The 16,318-nt window shown below is 54.8% G+C and carries 15 protein-coding genes; 9 read left to right on the top strand and 6 right to left on the bottom strand.

What is annotated here, in order from left to right:
* Nucleotides 1-84: 84 nt before the first annotated feature.
* From C3Z11_RS16290 to coaBC, 3 genes are read right to left on the bottom strand one after another with little or no spacing between them, the layout of a single operon-like run.
* On the bottom strand, nt 85-1,467 hold the full coding sequence (locus tag C3Z11_RS16290) for a phosphomannomutase/phosphoglucomutase (protein WP_106478973.1): 1,383 nt from the start codon (nt 1,465-1,467) through the stop codon (nt 85-87).
* 53 nt (nt 1,468-1,520) lie between these two features.
* The gene (dut, locus tag C3Z11_RS16285; protein WP_106478972.1) at nt 1,521-1,979 is read right to left on the bottom strand and encodes a dUTP diphosphatase; all 459 of its coding nucleotides are present in this window, start codon (nt 1,977-1,979) and stop codon (nt 1,521-1,523) included.
* Complete coding sequence (gene coaBC / locus C3Z11_RS16280) at nt 1,945-3,294, bottom strand: bifunctional phosphopantothenoylcysteine decarboxylase/phosphopantothenate--cysteine ligase CoaBC (protein WP_106478971.1); 1,350 nt, start codon at nt 3,292-3,294, stop codon at nt 1,945-1,947. Before coaBC ends, dut begins: the two co-directional genes overlap by 35 nt.
* A gap of 170 nt (nt 3,295-3,464) precedes the next feature.
* Between coaBC and C3Z11_RS16275 the strand changes: the two genes are divergently transcribed.
* Entirely contained in the window at nt 3,465-4,334 is an 870-nt protein-coding gene (locus tag C3Z11_RS16275) for a 5'-nucleotidase, lipoprotein e(P4) family (protein WP_262927459.1), read from the top strand.
* A gap of 74 nt (nt 4,335-4,408) precedes the next feature.
* Here C3Z11_RS16275 and C3Z11_RS16270 read toward each other — a convergent pair whose 3' ends face one another.
* Nucleotides 4,409-5,422 (bottom strand): zinc-dependent alcohol dehydrogenase family protein, encoded by a 1,014-nt coding sequence (locus C3Z11_RS16270; RefSeq protein ID WP_106478970.1) that lies wholly within the window; start codon nt 5,420-5,422, stop codon nt 4,409-4,411.
* A gap of 41 nt (nt 5,423-5,463) precedes the next feature.
* The gene (locus C3Z11_RS16265; protein WP_106478969.1) at nt 5,464-6,312 is read right to left on the bottom strand and encodes an oxidoreductase; all 849 of its coding nucleotides are present in this window, start codon (nt 6,310-6,312) and stop codon (nt 5,464-5,466) included.
* A gap of 251 nt (nt 6,313-6,563) precedes the next feature.
* Here C3Z11_RS16265 and radC point away from each other — a divergent pair, with 251 nt between their 5' ends.
* The 6 genes from radC (at nt 6,564) to trpS (ending at nt 11,473) form a co-directional block, all read left to right on the top strand.
* Nucleotides 6,564-7,238, top strand: coding sequence for a RadC family protein (gene radC, locus C3Z11_RS16260; RefSeq protein ID WP_106478968.1), 675 nt, complete (start codon nt 6,564-6,566; stop codon nt 7,236-7,238).
* Nucleotides 7,239-7,411: 173 nt separating this feature from the next.
* The gene (gene rpmB / locus C3Z11_RS16255; protein WP_106478967.1) at nt 7,412-7,648 is read left to right on the top strand and encodes a 50S ribosomal protein L28; all 237 of its coding nucleotides are present in this window, start codon (nt 7,412-7,414) and stop codon (nt 7,646-7,648) included.
* Between the two features lie 32 nt (nt 7,649-7,680).
* Nucleotides 7,681-7,836: a 50S ribosomal protein L33 gene (gene rpmG / locus C3Z11_RS16250; protein WP_027704854.1), complete on the top strand. Its 156-nt coding sequence runs from the start codon at nt 7,681-7,683 to the stop codon at nt 7,834-7,836.
* Nucleotides 7,837-7,917: 81 nt separating this feature from the next.
* Nucleotides 7,918-8,733: a bifunctional DNA-formamidopyrimidine glycosylase/DNA-(apurinic or apyrimidinic site) lyase gene (gene mutM / locus C3Z11_RS16245; RefSeq protein WP_106478966.1), complete on the top strand. Its 816-nt coding sequence runs from the start codon at nt 7,918-7,920 to the stop codon at nt 8,731-8,733.
* Nucleotides 8,734-8,851: 118 nt separating this feature from the next.
* Nucleotides 8,852-10,042: a class I SAM-dependent rRNA methyltransferase gene (locus C3Z11_RS16240; RefSeq protein WP_106478965.1), complete on the top strand. Its 1,191-nt coding sequence runs from the start codon at nt 8,852-8,854 to the stop codon at nt 10,040-10,042.
* Nucleotides 10,043-10,459: 417 nt separating this feature from the next.
* Nucleotides 10,460-11,473: a tryptophan--tRNA ligase gene (gene trpS, locus C3Z11_RS16235; protein ID WP_106478964.1), complete on the top strand. Its 1,014-nt coding sequence runs from the start codon at nt 10,460-10,462 to the stop codon at nt 11,471-11,473.
* Between the two features lie 404 nt (nt 11,474-11,877).
* Here trpS and acnA read toward each other — a convergent pair whose 3' ends face one another.
* A complete protein-coding gene (gene acnA / locus C3Z11_RS16230) occupies nt 11,878-14,622 on the bottom strand; it encodes an aconitate hydratase AcnA (protein WP_106478963.1) in 2,745 nt (914 codons plus the stop codon).
* Between the two features lie 224 nt (nt 14,623-14,846).
* Here acnA and C3Z11_RS16225 point away from each other — a divergent pair, with 224 nt between their 5' ends.
* Both C3Z11_RS16225 and trxB read left to right on the top strand, forming a co-directional pair.
* Nucleotides 14,847-15,065 carry a CPXCG motif-containing cysteine-rich protein gene (locus C3Z11_RS16225; protein WP_106478962.1) on the top strand — a complete coding sequence of 73 codons (219 nt, stop codon included), beginning with the start codon at nt 14,847-14,849 and terminating at the stop codon, nt 15,063-15,065.
* Nucleotides 15,066-15,293: 228 nt separating this feature from the next.
* The gene (trxB, locus tag C3Z11_RS16220; RefSeq protein WP_106478961.1) at nt 15,294-16,265 is read left to right on the top strand and encodes a thioredoxin-disulfide reductase; all 972 of its coding nucleotides are present in this window, start codon (nt 15,294-15,296) and stop codon (nt 16,263-16,265) included.
* Nucleotides 16,266-16,318 lie beyond the last annotated feature (53 nt).

Genomic DNA, 16,318 nt, shown 5'->3' with positions numbered 1-16,318 from the left:
CAAACGCAACAAGGCCGCCCTTGGGCGGCCTTGTTGATCATAGCAAGATGCTCTTTTTATAAGAACGCTTACTTTGCAGTGCGATTAGAATGTCGGCGCAGAATCCGGTGCGACCTTCTTGAGTGCATCACGGAAGCGCGTCTTGACCCCTTCGAGCGCTTCCTCGGATTTGCCCTCGAAGCGGAATACCAGCATCGGCGTGGTATTCGAGGCGCGGCACAGACCCCAGCTGTCAGGATAGTCGACACGAATACCGTCAAGGGTGGTTTTGGTGCCGTTCTCACCGAAGTCAGTTTCGGTCGCCAGACGCTTGACGATGTCGAACTTGTTCTCGTCAGTGACTTCGACGTTGATCTCGGCAGTGCCCAGATCCTGCGGGAAGCGTGAGAAGTAGGTATCGGCATCCTCGCCCTGACCGGCCAGGATTTCGAGCATCCGTGCGGCGGCATAGAGGCCATCATCGAAGCCGTACCAGCGCTCCTTGAAGAAGATGTGTCCACTCATTTCACCAGCCAGCGCCGCGCCGGTTTCCTTCATGCGGCCCTTGATTAGCGAGTGACCGGTGCGCCACATTTCGGGCTCACCGCCCGCCCTCTCAATGACCTTGGCCAGATTGCCGGTGCACTTGACGTCAAAGATGATGCGAGCGCCCGGCTGGCGCTTGAGCAGATCTTCGGCGAACGCCATCATCAGGCGGTCAGGGTAGATCACTTCACCCTTGGGCGTGACTACGCCAACGCGGTCACCGTCGCCATCGAATGCCAGGCCGACATCGGCACCCGTTTCCTTGACCTTGGCAATCAGATCCTGAAGGTTTTCTACCTTGCCCGGGTCAGGGTGGTGGTTGGGGAAGTTGCCGTCGATATCGTCAAACAGGGTGGTGATCTCGGCACCAAGACGTTCGATCAGTTGGGGGCCGAGCTCGCCGGTGACGCCGTTACCGCAGTCGACTACTGCCTTGATCGGACGAGCCAGCTTGATGTCGCCAAGAATGCGCTCAAGATACGCTTGGCGTACGTCCTGCTCGCGATAGCTGCCTTCGCCGCTGGTAAAGTCATCTTCTTCGATGCGGCGGTGCAGGTCGGTAATGTCATCGCCAGATAGCGTGGCGCCGCCGATCATGATCTTGAAACCATTGTAGTCGGGCGGGTTATGGCTGCCGGTTACGGCGACGCCAGAGGTGACGCCGTCAATGGTATTGGCAGCGAAATACAGCACCGGTGTAGGCACCATGCCGACATCAATGACATCACGGCCAGCGGCGCGTAGCCCTTCGATCAACGCACCGGCCATGTCAGGGCCTGATTTACGACCGTCGCGAGCAACGATTATGCCGGTTTCACCGCGCTTGGCGGCTTCGCTGCCGATGGCACGACCGATCAGGCGTACACGTTCGACGGTCAGGTCCTTGTCAACCACGCCGCGGATATCGTAGGCGCGAAAGATTGAAGAAGGTACTTTACTCATGGGTTCGTCCTTACCATTAATGGTGGTGATTGAACTTGATATCGATCTGCGGATCAATGTTGACCCGAGTGACCGAAACCGCCACTTCCCCGACGGCTTGCTACAAAATCATCGACAATGTCGAATTCGGCTTGCATGACTGGCACCAGCACGTACTGGGCGATGCGCTCTCCCGGCTCCAGCGTGACGTGTTCACGACCGCGGTTCCAGACCGAGATCATCAGCTCGCCCTGGTAATCGGAGTCGATCAAGCCGACCAGATTGCCCAGCACGATGCCGCGTTTATGACCGAGGCCCGAGCGTGGAAGAATCATCCCCGCATAGGCAGGATCTTCGATATATACCGCGAGACCGGTACGGACCAGTTCGCAGTCGCCTGGCGCGAGCGAAAGCGGCTCATCGAGCAGGGCGCGCAGGTCCATGCCTGCACTTCCGGCAGTAGCATAATGCGGCAGCGGATAGGCGTGCACGCGATCATCAAGGATCTTGACTTTGATCCGGGGTCGAGACATCTGAATTCCTGTGGTCGGACGTGATGGCACGGCGTGTCCGGTAGTGGCTGATAACATGCTGTAGCACGTCATATGCCAGCGTCAGTTTGGGCCGTGCCGTAAAACTGTAGTGCTGTAATTGCTTGGCTTCATGCCAGTAAAGCGTTACGGCATTATTGTCGCTGCCGAAACCGACACTGGGATTGGAAACATCATTGGCAACGATCATGTCGAGGCGTTTGCTTGTTAACTTGCTCGCCGCGTAACGTTCGAGATCACGTGTTTCGGCCGCGAAGCCGACCACGAAGGGTGGCTGTTCACGGGCAGCGATAGCGGCAATGATGTCGGGATTTTTTACCAATGTCAGCGTCAGGTGATCGTGTTCGGCGCTCTTTTTTAATTTGTGTTCAGCGATAGTCTCGGTACGGTAATCGGCGACAGCGGCGCAGCCGATGAAGATATCGGTTCGCTCGGCAAGGCGCTGTGCCGCCTCGAACATGTCATGGGCGCTCTCGACGTTGGTGCGCGTCACGCCTGGCGGTGTTTCAAGCATCACCGGCCCTGCAATCAGCTCGACGGCAGCGCCGAGTTCAGCGGCGGCCTGGGCCAAGGCAAAGCCCATCTTGCCGGAACTGTGGTTACTCAAATAGCGCACCGGGTCGATCGGTTCGCGAGTCGGACCAGCGGTAATGGTAATGCGAAGCCCAAGCGCCGGGCGGCCGGCGTGCAAACCGACTTCATCGTTTTCAATCCTGCCGCTGACATCATGGGAGGGCGTCAGGTCCGCAGGCGCAGGTTCGTCGCTCAGCGCCGCGATGATTGCCTCGGGTTCAAGCATTCGCCCGCTGCCGACATCGCCGCAGGCTTGTTCGCCAGCGTCGGGGCCGAGCTGTTGCCAGCCATATTCGGCCAGCCGTCGTGCGTTGGCCTGAGTCGCCGGGTGGCGCCACATAGCCTGGTTCATGGCCGGTACTAGCACGCACTGCGCTTGGGTTGCCAGGCACAGGGTAGTCAGTAAATCATTGGCATGACCATGAGCAAGACGTGCCATCACATCCGCAGTTGCCGGGGCTATCAGAATCAGATCAGCCCATTTTGCCAGCTCGATATGGCCCATGCCGGCTTCTGCTTCCGGGTCGAGCAGCGAAGTACGTACCGCCTCGCCGGTCAACGCCTGCAATGTGAGCGGGGTAATGAAGGCTTGCGCCCCTTCGGTCATGACCACTCGTACCTCGGCGCCAGCCTTCTTGAGCAGTCGGGCAAGCGATGCGCTCTTGTAAGCCGCTATCCCTGCGCTGATCCCCAGCAGTACGTGCTTGCCGGCGAGTCGGGACATGAATGTCTCCGCAATATGAATAATGGTGTTTACCTTATCATTCGAGGATAGATTTGCGTAGCGCCACCGCTCGTTACACGCGCTCTCAAGTACATGTTCATATGCAAACATGTGCGGTACGGCTGTGGTTTCAGGTCATAACCACAACAACATTTTAAACAAGGATGAAAATGACAATGATGCAAATGAACGTGCAGGGTGGCTGGCCACAAAAGACGGCGAAGTCGTTGTTGGGTGTGGTGATCGCTGCGACTGTTACTGCCTGTGCCAGCCACGGCGGGCAGCGGGAGCAGGCTTACACTGCTCGCGAACTGAATGAACAGTTGGTCATGTCGACACTGTGGATGCAGAGTGCCGCCGAATACCAGGCACTAAGCTATCAGGCTTTTAATATGGCCAAGCTGCGGCTTGATCAGGCAATGAAAGATCGTAAGCAGGGCGACAAGCCGCTGGCCGTAGTGGTCGACTGCGATGAAACGGTGATCGACAATTCCGCCTTTGAGGCTTATCTCGTCGGTCACGATGCCGAGTACAGCAGTGCGCTGTGGGGGCAGTGGGTCAATGATGCGCAGGCCAAGGCGCTGCCTGGCGCTACGTCGTTTTTGAACTATGCCCAACGGCACGGCGTTGAGGTGTTCTACATCACTAACCGCAAGCAGGCGGAACTGGCACCAACGATGCAGAATTTAGCACAGCTCGGCTTTCCCTATGTCGATACGCGTCACGTAATGATGCGCACTGATACTTCGGACAAGCAGCCGCGTCGCGATCAGGTACTGCAGGATCATAATGTGGTGCTCTATATGGGAGATAACCTTGCTGATTTCGACAGCGGATATGATGCCCCGGAGGCTACGACACGCCAGCAGCATGTCAAGGAGCAGCAAGCTCTGTTCGGTGAGCGCTTCATCATGTTGCCCAATCCTGCCTATGGCGGTTGGGAAGGGGCGCTCTACGAAGGTGACTACAGCCTATCACCAGGCGAAAAAGACCAGCGCCGCAAGGCAGCGCTAATGCCTTGGCAACCGGCCAACTTGTAACGGGAAAACCTGAGTCAATGCGGCCTCGTCATCCACTATCGTGATTGACGGGGCCGTGTACCACTCAGCAGGGATTAGTCGATACGAATGACAACCTTGCCCAGGTGCCGCTGGCTTTCAAGGTGACGATACGCTTCTTTTGCATCCTCGAAGGCGAAGACCTTGTCGATGACCGGCTTGATGCCATGGAAGTCGATCGCCCGATTCATCGTTTCGAACATTTCACGCGAACCGACATAGATGCCACGCAGCGTGACGCTGCTGCGCATGACCAGTGTCGGATCGATCTCGCCGCCGGTGAGTACGCCGATCAGGCTGACGGCTCCACCGGTACGGGTTGAGGCAATCGAGCGAGGCAGCGTGCCCGCGCCACCCACTTCGACGACGTAATCAACACCACGCCCGTCGGTAAGGCGCTTCACTTCCTGTTCCCAGTCGGGATACTGCTTGTAGTTGACCGTATCGTTGGCTCCCAGCGCTTTGACACGTTCGAGCTTATCATCGCTTGATGAGGTCTGAATGACGCGTGCACCCGCAGCGCGGGCGAATTGCAGTGCGAATACCGAGACGCCACCGGTGCCCAATAGCAACACGTTGTCGCCGGATTTCAGCGGCGTCTTGCCAGCATACAGCGCATTCCAGGCGGTTACTGCAGCGCAGGGCAGCGATGCCCCTTCCTCGAAGGAGAGATGTTCGGGCAGAGGAACCAGTCCATCCTGGTCGAACACTCTATATTCCGTTAGCACACCATTGATCGCGCCGCCCATGGCGGAGGCAGCATGACTAGCCTCGACTTCACCGCCCAGCCAGCTTTGCATGAAGATACCGGCAACCCGGTCGCCAGCCTTGAGCCGTGTAACGTCCTCGCCGACCTCAACCACTTCACCGGCACCGTCGGAGAGTGGAATCAGGTTGGGATCGACCCCGCCGCGTCCGTACTTACCCATCACTACCATGTAGTCGCGATAGTTGAGCGAGGCGGCCTTCATCTTGACCAGCACCTGACCGCGCTTGGGTCGTGGCTTGTCGCCTTCGGTGAGGGTGAGGTCATCGATGCCTTCGGCTTTGGGTAGTGCGTAGTAACGCATGAGAGATTCCTTTCAGTGAGCTTTCAACAAATGGTGTTATATCAGGCGCTGGGAAAATCGGCGCTGAGCGTCACATCTTCCCAGGCATCGAAATCGGTCTTCATAGCGTCAAGTTTGGCTCGGACAAGATCGAGGCCGACCTTGCCGAGCACCAGACGGTGAGGGGGCTGTTCGGCGCAAGTTGCCTTGATGATGGCGGCAGCGGCGCGTACTGGGTCACCCGGCCAGTTGGGCGCATTGTCCATGATGCTTCGCGCACGCTGGCCGGCAGTGGGTTCGTAAGCCTCGATCTCGATGTTTGAGCGATGCAGGGAGCGTCCTGGCCAATCGGTGCGAAAAGGGCCAGGTTCAATCAGAATCACCTGGATACCCAATGGTTCGACCTCCTTGGCCAGCGCATCGGAAAGACCCTCCACCGCAAATTTGCTTGAGGCATAGTAGCCGGTACCCGCGTTGCCAACGATGCCGCCCGCCGATGAGATGTTAACAATGCGACCGCTGCCGCGTTGCCGCATGCCGGGCAAGACTGCACGTGTCATGCGTGCCAGGCCAAACACGTTGGTCTCAAACAGTGCTTTGATCTGCTCGTCTTCACCTTCTTCGATTGCTGCGGTGTAGCCATAGCCCGCATTGTTGACCAGTACATCGATGTGCCCGAAATGCTGTTCAGCACGCTCGACAGCCGCCTTGACCTGCGATTCATCGGTAACGTCCAGTGGTACGGCAATGCCACGTTCGCCGACATCTTCAACCAGATCCTCGATCTTGCGTGGATCACGTGCCGTCACAACGACGTGATCACCATTGGCGAGTACGGCTTTGGCAAGCTCGCGTCCAAAGCCTGAAGAGCATCCGGTAATGAACCAGACAGAAGGTGCTTCTAACGTCATGATGCGGTCCTCTTCGGAACGTAGTCAGAACTGGCTGCACGTTGCTGCTACAAAAGTTAGCGTGCTATTCAGTGTAGCAAGCCTATAGCAATATGACGCATGCGATGGTTAAGAACCTCCCCTCTGTTTAATGCCGTGGTCAATTTATGACGGTGGGTGCCGTTAAAACACTGTCTGTCACCCGCGACGTAGAGATGTTCCAGGCGAGGCGTCAGCGCCCTCAAGAAATGATTCAAGCATAGGCGAATAACATGGGAATCAGCGATTGGCCGGAAGGCGAGCGGCCACGGGAAAAGCTTTTGACCCTTGGGCCTCAAGCCCTTTCCGATGCCGAGCTGTTGGCTATCTTTCTGCGCGTAGGGGTGCGGGGGCGTTCTGCGGTCGATCTGGCTCGTGATTTGCTGAGTGCCTTCGGTGGGCTGCGTCCATTGCTTGATGCAAATTGCGAGCGCTTTTGTCAGGAGCATGGGTTGGGTACGGCAAAATACGTCCAGCTCCAGGCATCACTTGAGCTGTCAAAGCGTCATCTTGAAACTCTGCTGTCACGCGGTGAGGCGCTGACCTCGCCGCTTGTGGTCAAGCGTTTTCTTTCGGCCCATCTGCGTGATCTCTCTCATGAGGTGTTTGCAGCGCTCTTTCTCGATACTCAACATCGGGTGCTACGTTTCGAGAAGCTATTTACCGGTACGCTTGATTCAGCCTCCGTTTATCCACGTGAAGTCGCCAAGCGGGCTCTGACGCTCAATGCGGGCGCGGTCATTTTTGCCCATAACCATCCCTCCGGTATGGCGGAGCCCAGTGATGCTGACCGGCGTATTACACATCGCCTTAACGAGGCGCTAGGTCTTTTTGATATTCGTGTGCTCGATCATTTTGTAGTTGGCGATGGTGAAGTCGTTTCTTTTGCCGAGCGTGGCTGGTTATAAAGGCGAATTAACTTGCCGTGAGAAGGGCTCTCTGGTATAACGTACGGCCTTTGGTTTTTGCATCTTAAGTACAGGCGGGGCAGAGCAGAGGCGGACGCCTGCCACTTCCCGGTTTGCCCGACCCTGGCTTGTCCGACAACATATTTTTATATACCTCACTGTTGGAGGCTTCCATGTCCCAGGTATGTCAGGTTACCGGCAAGCGTCCGGTGACTGGAAACAATGTTTCTCACTCCCAGCGCAAGACTCGTCGCCGGTTCATTCCGAATCTGCACACCCATCGCTTCTGGGTCGAGTCCGAAAAGCGTTTTGTCAAACTGCGTGTCTCTTCCAAGGGCATGCGCATTATCGACAAGAACGGCATCGAGCAGGTTCTCAGCGATATTCGTGCTCGCGGCATTCGCGTCTAAGCCTTAAGCGTACATTCTGGGAGAGCATCCACATGCGCGACAAGATTAAACTGGTTTCTTCAGCAGGCACCGGCCATTTCTACACTACCAACAAAAACAAGCGTAATACGCCTGACAAGTTGGAGTTCAAGAAGTATGACCCGGTTGTCCGTAAGCACGTGATCTACCGCGAAGCGAAAATCAAGTAACATTCGTTTTTGCAGCAGATTCTAAAACCCGGTTAACGCCGGGTTTTTTGCGTTCAGCATCAAAGAGAGGGAAAGCACGTCATGCCCGAGTTGCCTGAAGTCGAAACCACCCGGCGCGGTATTGCCCCCTTTGTCGAATCATATACCGTCACGGAAGCGATCGTGCGCAACCCGCGATTGCGTACACCGATTCCCGATAATCTCGTTGATCGCATTGTTGGTGAGCGTATTGGTCCGCTACAGCGTCGAGCGAAATATCTACTTCTACCTGTCGCTGGCGGTCATTTGCTTTGGCATCTTGGTATGTCGGGCAGCTTGCGTCTTGTCGAACTGGGCACTACACCCAAAAAACACGATCATGTTGATCTCGTCATGAATTCCGGTTGGGTACTGCGCTACCACGACCCTCGTCGCTTCGGTATTCTCGATTTCATCACCGGCGACCCCTATGCAGACCGACGTCTGGCCAGGCTCGGCCCAGAGCCCTTGTCGGACGATTTCAACGGCGAGCATCTCTATACACGCTCACGAGGCAAGCGTGTGGCGGTCAAGACATTCGTGATGGATAACGCAGTAGTGGTTGGTGTCGGTAATATCTATGCTGCCGAATCATTGTTCATGGCGGGAATCGACCCGCGTTGTGAAGCTGGCAGTGTCAGTAAAGAGCGTTATGTGCTTTTGGCCGAGGCGATCAAGACGGTACTGGCAGCCGCTATCAAGCAGGGTGGCACGACGCTCAGGGATTTCGTTAGCGGCCACGGTGAGCCGGGATATTTCGCGCAACAATTGAATGTCTATGGCCGCAGCGGACAGCCGTGCCATACCTGTGGCGCCGAGTTGCGCAGCGTAACGCTGGGGCAGCGGGCGAGTGTGTTTTGTGCGATCTGCCAGCAATGAAAATGCAATGTTACGCCGTTATTACTGTCAAGCATGGTGCGCCAAGGAACTGGTAGACTAGCCGGTATTGCCTTAGTAACTTACGTTTATTGTTTATTCTACCGATCAGGAATGCTTCGTGATCCATCGCTTGCGCTTGAAAAAAGATGCCGACCGCCGCCTCAAGGCGGGCCATTTATGGCTCTATTCCAATGAGATTGATATTGCCGAGACGCCGCTGAAAACGCTGGAACCCGGCTGTCAGGTTATCGTCGAGGCGGCGGGCGGCAAGCCACTGGGCGTGGCCTATGTCAATCCCAATTCACTTATCTGCGCCCGTATCGTGTCGCGGGATCCTGCCGTTGGACTTGATCGTTCGCTGCTGGTGCATCGCTTCAACCAGGCGCTGGCGCTACGCAAGCGCATGTTCGACAAGCCCTATTATCGCCTCATTCACGGCGAGGGCGATCTGCTGCCGGGGCTGGTCATTGACCGCTTTGATGATGTTGCCGTGGTTCAGCTCAATACGCTGGGTATGGAACATGCTCGCGACGATATCTTCGACGCGTTGGAGAAAGTACTTTCGCCACGTGCGATCGTGTTGCGCAACGATACGGCAGGGCGTCGCCTTGAGCAGCTTGATACGTCAGTCGAAGTCATCAAAGGTGAGCTTTCCGGGCCGGTGGTGCTGGAGGAGAATGGCGTCCGCTTCGAGACATCGGTGATTTCAGGCCAGAAAACCGGCTGGTTCTTCGATCATCGCGTCAATCGCGCCTGGCTGAATAAACTGGTCGAGGGCAAGCGAGTCCTCGATGTATTCAGCTATATCGGTGGCTGGGGAGTACAGGCTGCTGCACATGGCGCAAGCGAAGTGGTATGCGTCGACAGTTCAGCCGCTGCACTTGAGGCCGTAGAGCGCAATGCCGTATTGAACGGTGTCGCCGAGCGGGTAACGACCTATGAATCGGATGCCTTTGAAGCGCTGGCCGCGCTGAAGGTTGCCAACGAGCAATTCGATATCATTGTGCTCGACCCGCCAGCGTTCATTCGCAAGCGTAAGGATATCCCCAATGGGGAGCGCGCCTACGCACGCCTCAACCGAGAAGCGATGCGATTGCTGGGCCGGGATGGACTATTGGTATCGGCATCGTGCTCCATGCATCTGGGGGCCGATCGCCTCATTGATATCGTGCGCGGTGCGGCGCGTCATCAGGATCGTCATGCCCAGGTGATTTACGAAGGGCACCAAGGGCCGGATCATCCGATTCATCCCGCTATTCCTGAAACGTCCTACCTCAAGGCGCTTGGTGTACGCGTATTCAGAGACTGAAGAGATGACTGTAGCGCTCCTCTGCGTAGCTTCCTCTCTTCTCTCTGCAGTGAGATAGGTCGCCGCCATGTTCGTTGTGTGTTTCGCCATCCTGACAGCCTGCTGATAGGTTATGTGCGTAGCCTGAACGAGCATGCCGGCATATTCGATGCCTGCTGGCAATATGGCTATGCGGGCGAGTGTCACGTTTTTAGCCTGCGTCCCTGCAGTCTTGGCGTGGTTGCGCTCTCCCGTCTTGATAACTCCTTCTCCTCGTTACCTCGTGTAGTTATAGATGTGCCTATAGTCACGCAGGCTCATGTCAAATCGCCACTCCCTTGGCTTGCAGTGTAAGATGAGCACCACTCTTTGGTTGCTCGCACGGTTTTGTATCGAGCAGCCGCTTTCGGTCCACCTTTCATTTAGCGACTTGAGTCGATGAATAAAACGCGAGTTCTTACCGGTATTACCACGACCGGCACGCCGCACCTGGGCAACTATGTGGGTGCCATTCGGCCAGCTATCGAAGCGAGCCAGGACCCTAGTGTTCAATCGTTTTACTTCCTTGCTGATCTGCACGCGCTGATCAAGGCGCAGGATCCAAAACTGATTCAGCAATCACGTCTTGAGATTGCCGCCACGTGGCTGGCATTGGGATTGGATACTGACAATGCGATCTTCTACCGTCAGTCCGATATCCATGAAATCCCTGAGCTGCAGTGGCTGTTGTCGTGCGTTTGCGCCAAGGGGCTCATGAATCGTGCCCATGCCTACAAGGCATCGGTTGCCGAAAACGAGGAAAGCGGTGGTCCGGACCCTGATCGTGGCGTGACCATGGGGCTCTACAGTTATCCTGTGCTCATGGCTGCAGATATCCTGATGTTCAATGCCAATCGGGTACCGGTTGGGCGTGATCAGATCCAGCATATCGAGATGGCGCGTGATATGGCGGGACGCTTCAATCACATCTATAAGAAAGAATTCTTTACCTTGCCCGAGGCGGTAGTCGGAGAGCGTGTTCAAGTGCTCAATGGCCTTGATGGCCGCAAGATGTCAAAGAGCTACGGAAATACTATTCCTCTATTCGTTGCCGAGAAGAAGCTTTTGAAGCTGGTCCGTAAGATCAAGACCAACTCTCTTGAGCCTGGCGAGCCTAAGGATCCTGACAGCTGTACGTTGTTTCAGATATTCTCGGCGTTTGCGAATGAAGCGGAGGCTGCAGAGATGCGTCAGCGCTACGCAGAAGGCATCGGTTGGGGAGATGCCAAGAACGTATTGTTCGAGTACCTCAACGAGCATTTGCGCGAACCTCGCGAGAAGTACACCGCTTTACTTGAAGATCCTGGCCATATCGAAGCGGTGCTGAAAAAAGGCGCCGAGCGTGCACGTGAAGTAGCCACACCGTTTATGGATGAGCTGCGCCATGCCGTCGGTCTTGGCCGTTTCATCTGAGAATATTAAAGAAATCTACTGACCGAAGTATCTACCTGAGATGTAGTGCGATACAGGCGATTTTATGTGCTTGATGCGCTTTTTTGACAAAAAGATTCAGCAAATGACACTTTCGTTGCAAAAAACATAAGCATTCTATATTTGAGATGTTAAAATGTAGGCTGCTAAGTGTTTTGATAGCCTTGGCCTTTTGGCCTGATTTGTCGAGTATCAGGCCATATTATGGCTTACGTCGATATGGCCCGTTCTTATGAGCGGGCTTTTTTTATGGCTTAATGCTTCTATTCGTTAGCCTTCATGAATTTTGATTGACCGATAAGCTGTTTCCAGACACAAACGCCCCGCCAAAATCGGCGGGGCGTTTGCTTTTAGCGGGAAAAATACGGGTAGAAGTTTCCCTAATATCAGTCAAGCATACTGCGCAGCACGTAATGGAGAATGCCACCGTGACGGTAGTATTCCATTTCGTTGACGGTATCGATACGGCAGAGAGCCTCGACGCTTTTTTCACTTCCATCTTCAAAGGTGATGCTTACCTTGATCTGACCCCCGGGCTCGATATCGCCAAGACCTTCGATGCTAATCTGCTCGTTGCCGGTCAGGCCCAGAGATTTACGATCTTGGCCTTCAGGGAACTGCAGCGGTAAAACACCCATACCGATCAGATTCGAACGGTGAATACGCTCATAGGATTCAGCCAAAACGGCGCGCACACCTAACAGGCGCGTTCCCTTGGCCGCCCAGTCACGCGATGAGCCCGTGCCATATTCCTTGCCGGCGATCACAACGAGAGGGGTGTCATCTTCGGCATATTTCATCGCCGCGTCGTAAATCGACATCTGTTCGCCAGAAACCACATGTCGGGTATAACCACCCTCGACATTTTCCAGCATCTCGTTGCGAATGCGTACGTTAGCGAATGTGCCACGCATCATTACTTCGTGGTTGCCTCGACGCGAACCGTAAGAGTTGAAGTCTTGTATCTTGACACCATGCTCTTGTAGATAGCGTCCGGCAGGGCTGTCCGGCTTGATTGAGCCCGCTGGCGAAATGTGGTCGGTGGTGACCGAGTCGCCCAACATGGCGAGTACACGAGCATTCTTGACGTCCTTGATGGGATCAGGCTCGCGCCCCATGCCTTCAAAGAACGGCGGATGCTGAATGTAGGTCGAGTCGGCAGACCACTGATAGACTTCAGTGGGCGGTACGTCGAGGGACTGCCAGATTTCATCACCTTCAAAAACCTCGGCATATTCCTTACGGTACATGTCCGTCTTGACGCGCTCGACCGCTTCAGCAATCTCCTTCTGTGTCGGCCAGATATCCTTTAGATAAACAGGCTGACCATCGCTCCCTTTGCCCAGCGGCTCTGTGGTCAAGTCGACACGCATGTTGCCGGCAAGCGCATAAGCCACGACCAAGGGCGGAGACGCTAGCCAGTTGGTCTTGACCAGGGGGTGAATACGACCTTCAAAGTTACGGTTACCCGACAGCACAGCACCTACTGTCAGATCATTGTCCTGAATCGCCTTTTCCACTTCTTCGGGTAAAGGTCCTGAGTTACCGATACAGGTAGTGCACCCGTAGCCCACGAGATTGAAGCCCAGCTTGTCGAGTGAGTCCTGGAAACCGGCTGTCGCCAGATAGTCGGTGACAACTTTGGAGCCAGGGGCCAGTGAAGTCTTGACCCACGGCTTGGTCTTGAGCCCTTTTTCAACAGCCTTCTTGGCCACAAGCCCTGCTGCCATCATGACGCTGGGGTTTGAGGTGTTGGTACAGGAGGTAATCGCTGCGATAACCGCTGCGCCATGCTCAAGCTTGAAGCCTTTATTCAACGAATTGTCGAAATCAACATCTTCAGATTCGTTGTAGCGGTTGTCCGTTTCAGGCGCTACCTGGGTACGGTCCGGATCAGCCTGATCTTCAGAGGTGGCAGGAATACTGCCGATCTGGTTCTCCAGCAGTTTCTCGAAGGTAGCCTTCATGTCGGTCAGCGCAACACGGTCCTGTGGCCGTTTTGGGCCTGCCATACTGGCTTCGACAGTAGACATATCGAGATGCAGCGCCGCAGAGAAAATCGGTTCATGCCCCGGTTCACGCCACAACCCTTGTTCCTTGGCATACGCTTTGACGAGCTCAATCTGCTGTTGGCTACGGCCGGTCAGCTTCATGTAGGCGAGCGTTTCATCGTCAAGCGGGAAGAAGCCGCACGTTGCACCATATTCAGGGGCCATGTTGGCAATGGTGGCACGGTCGGCTAACGGCAGATCTTTCAAACCATCGCCGTAAAACTCGACGAATTTACCTACTACACCTTTCTGGCGCAGCATCTGAGTAACGGTCAACACCAGATCGGTAGCCGTAATGCCTTCCGGAAGTTTACCGGTCAGCTTGAAGCCAACCACTTCGGGAATCAGCATCGATACTGGCTGGCCCAGCATGGCTGCTTCGGCTTCAATACCGCCCACACCCCAGCCCAGTACGCCCAGACCGTTAATCATGGTGGTATGAGAATCTGTACCGACTAGCGTATCAGGGAAGGCGTAGGTCTTGCCTTGCTCTTCCTTGGTCCAGACGGCTTGGCCTAGATACTCAAGGTTAACCTGGTGACAGATACCCGTACCCGGTGGCACGACACTGAAATTGTCGAATGCATCTTGTCCCCAGCGTAAAAACTCATAACGCTCTTTGTTACGTTCCATTTCGATATCGACATTTTCCCCGAAGGACAGGGCATTACCGAAATGGTCCACGGTTACCGAATGGTCAATAACAAGATCGACAGGAGAGAGCGGGTTGATTTTGTTAGGCTTGGCACCGAGTTTTTCAACAGCGTCGCGCATGGCAGCAAGATCAACCACGGCCGGTACGCCGGTGAAGTCCTGCATAAGCACGCGAGCAGGGCGATAACCGATTTCACGTGTTGAGCGACCTTCCTTCTGCCAGTCGATCAAGGCGCGAATATCATCTTCGGTCGCCGTTACGCCGTCCTGAAAGCGCAGCTGGTTCTCTAGCAGCACCTTGAGTGTAAAAGGCAGGCGATCAATATTGCCATAGATCTCGGCGGCCTTGTTCAGGCTGTAGTACTGATACTTCTTATCCCCTACGGAAAGCTCGGAGAGGGTTCCTTGCGAGTCATCGGAGCTCATTTGCCTCCTCCTCTCTAGTCAGTGTGGTCACCATCACGTGTATCGATTTGTCAGGCGATACTACGCTAAAACTGTAGCGTTATTTCATACATTACATGGTTATAGTAGGCGGAGTTTTCAAGAAGCGCTTGGTTGAACTGCCGCATTAGACTTTTGGTGTAGATATTTTTTGCCGGTATGCTGTGGAGCTTACGGCCATTTTCATCCCTGAGGAGAAAAGCGCCATGCAAGAGCAAATGCTTGATGAGTGGCAGGCGTCATGCCCTTACTGCGGAAGTGGCTTCACCTTGCTGATCGATGCCAGCCAAGGCGATCATGTAACTTATGAAGATTGTCGGTGGTGCTGTTGTCCGATCGTTGTCACGGTCTCGGTGTCTCTTGACGGTGAACTCGAAAACGTTCGTTTAAATCGTGATGACGATGCTGACATGGACATGTCATAGCGTTAATAAAACATCCATGTGTCCAGGATGAACGTACTCAAATGGGTATCCAAGGTTAAACGTGCATTCTGTACAATAGCGTTGAGTTTTTGTTGATCGGATATTATCTGTAGATGTTTTCTCGGCTGGTTCGTTGAGCGCCGCCTGGAGTATGGCTCTTCAGAACGTCATGTCTCAGATCATCGGGTATCTTTTCTGAAGTATTTTTTCCAAGCAGGATAATTTTTCATGAGCGATGTACGTCACCAACCCTTGATCATTCTGGGCTCCGGTCCGGCCGGCTATTCTGCTGCCGTTTATGCTGCGCGTGCCAACTTGAGGCCGCTATTGATTACTGGCATGGAGATGGGTGGTCAGCTGACAACAACGACCGAAGTCGACAACTGGCCTGGCGATGATGCTGGCGTTCAAGGCCCGGAATTGATGGAGCGTATGCGCCGTCATGCTGAACGTTTCGAGACTGAAATCGTGCTTGATCACATCGAGGAAGTTGAGCTGCGTCAGCGTCCGTTTACTCTCAAAGGGGGTAGCCGGAGCTATACTTGTGATGCCTTGATTATTGCTACCGGCGCCAGTGCGCTTTATCTCGGCTTGCCATCCGAAGAAAGCTTCAAGGGGCAGGGTGTATCTGCCTGTGCCACCTGTGATGGCTTCTTTTATCGCAATCAGGAAGTGGTCGTAGTAGGCGGGGGCAATACGGCCGTCGAGGAGGCGCTTTACCTCTCGAACATCGCCTCCAAAGTGACGCTTGTCCACCGTCGTGACTCACTGCGTGCCGAAAAGATCATGCAGAAGAAGCTGTTCGATAAGGTGGAGAACGGCAACATGGCGATCGAATGGAACCAGGCCATTGATGAAGTACTGGGTGACGCTTCTGGAGTGACTGGCGTGCGAATCAAGTCAACGCTCGACGGTAGTACCAAAGATATAGCCGCTACTGGTCTGTTCGTCGCTATTGGACACAAGCCGAATACAGAGATATTCGCTGGTCAGCTAGATATGAAAGATGGCTATATCACGGTCAAGTCGGGGCTTGAGGGCAACGTTACCGCGACCAGCGTGCCTGGTGTGTTTGCTGCCGGTGATGTGGCTGATCATATCTATCGTCAGGCGATCACATCGGCGGGAAGTGGTTGCATGGCGGCACTCGATGCCGAGCGCTATCTCGATGACCTTGATCCCACAGTGCCGCATTGGTAAGCGATACCCCTCGTTGCCAATAACGTAACGTGATGTGAGAAGAAAACAACGGG

The sequence above is a fragment of the Phytohalomonas tamaricis genome (assembly GCF_003012345.1).
Classification (GTDB): domain Bacteria; phylum Pseudomonadota; class Gammaproteobacteria; order Pseudomonadales; family Halomonadaceae; genus Phytohalomonas; species Phytohalomonas tamaricis.
This window is presented reverse-complemented; position numbering and strand designations above follow the sequence as displayed.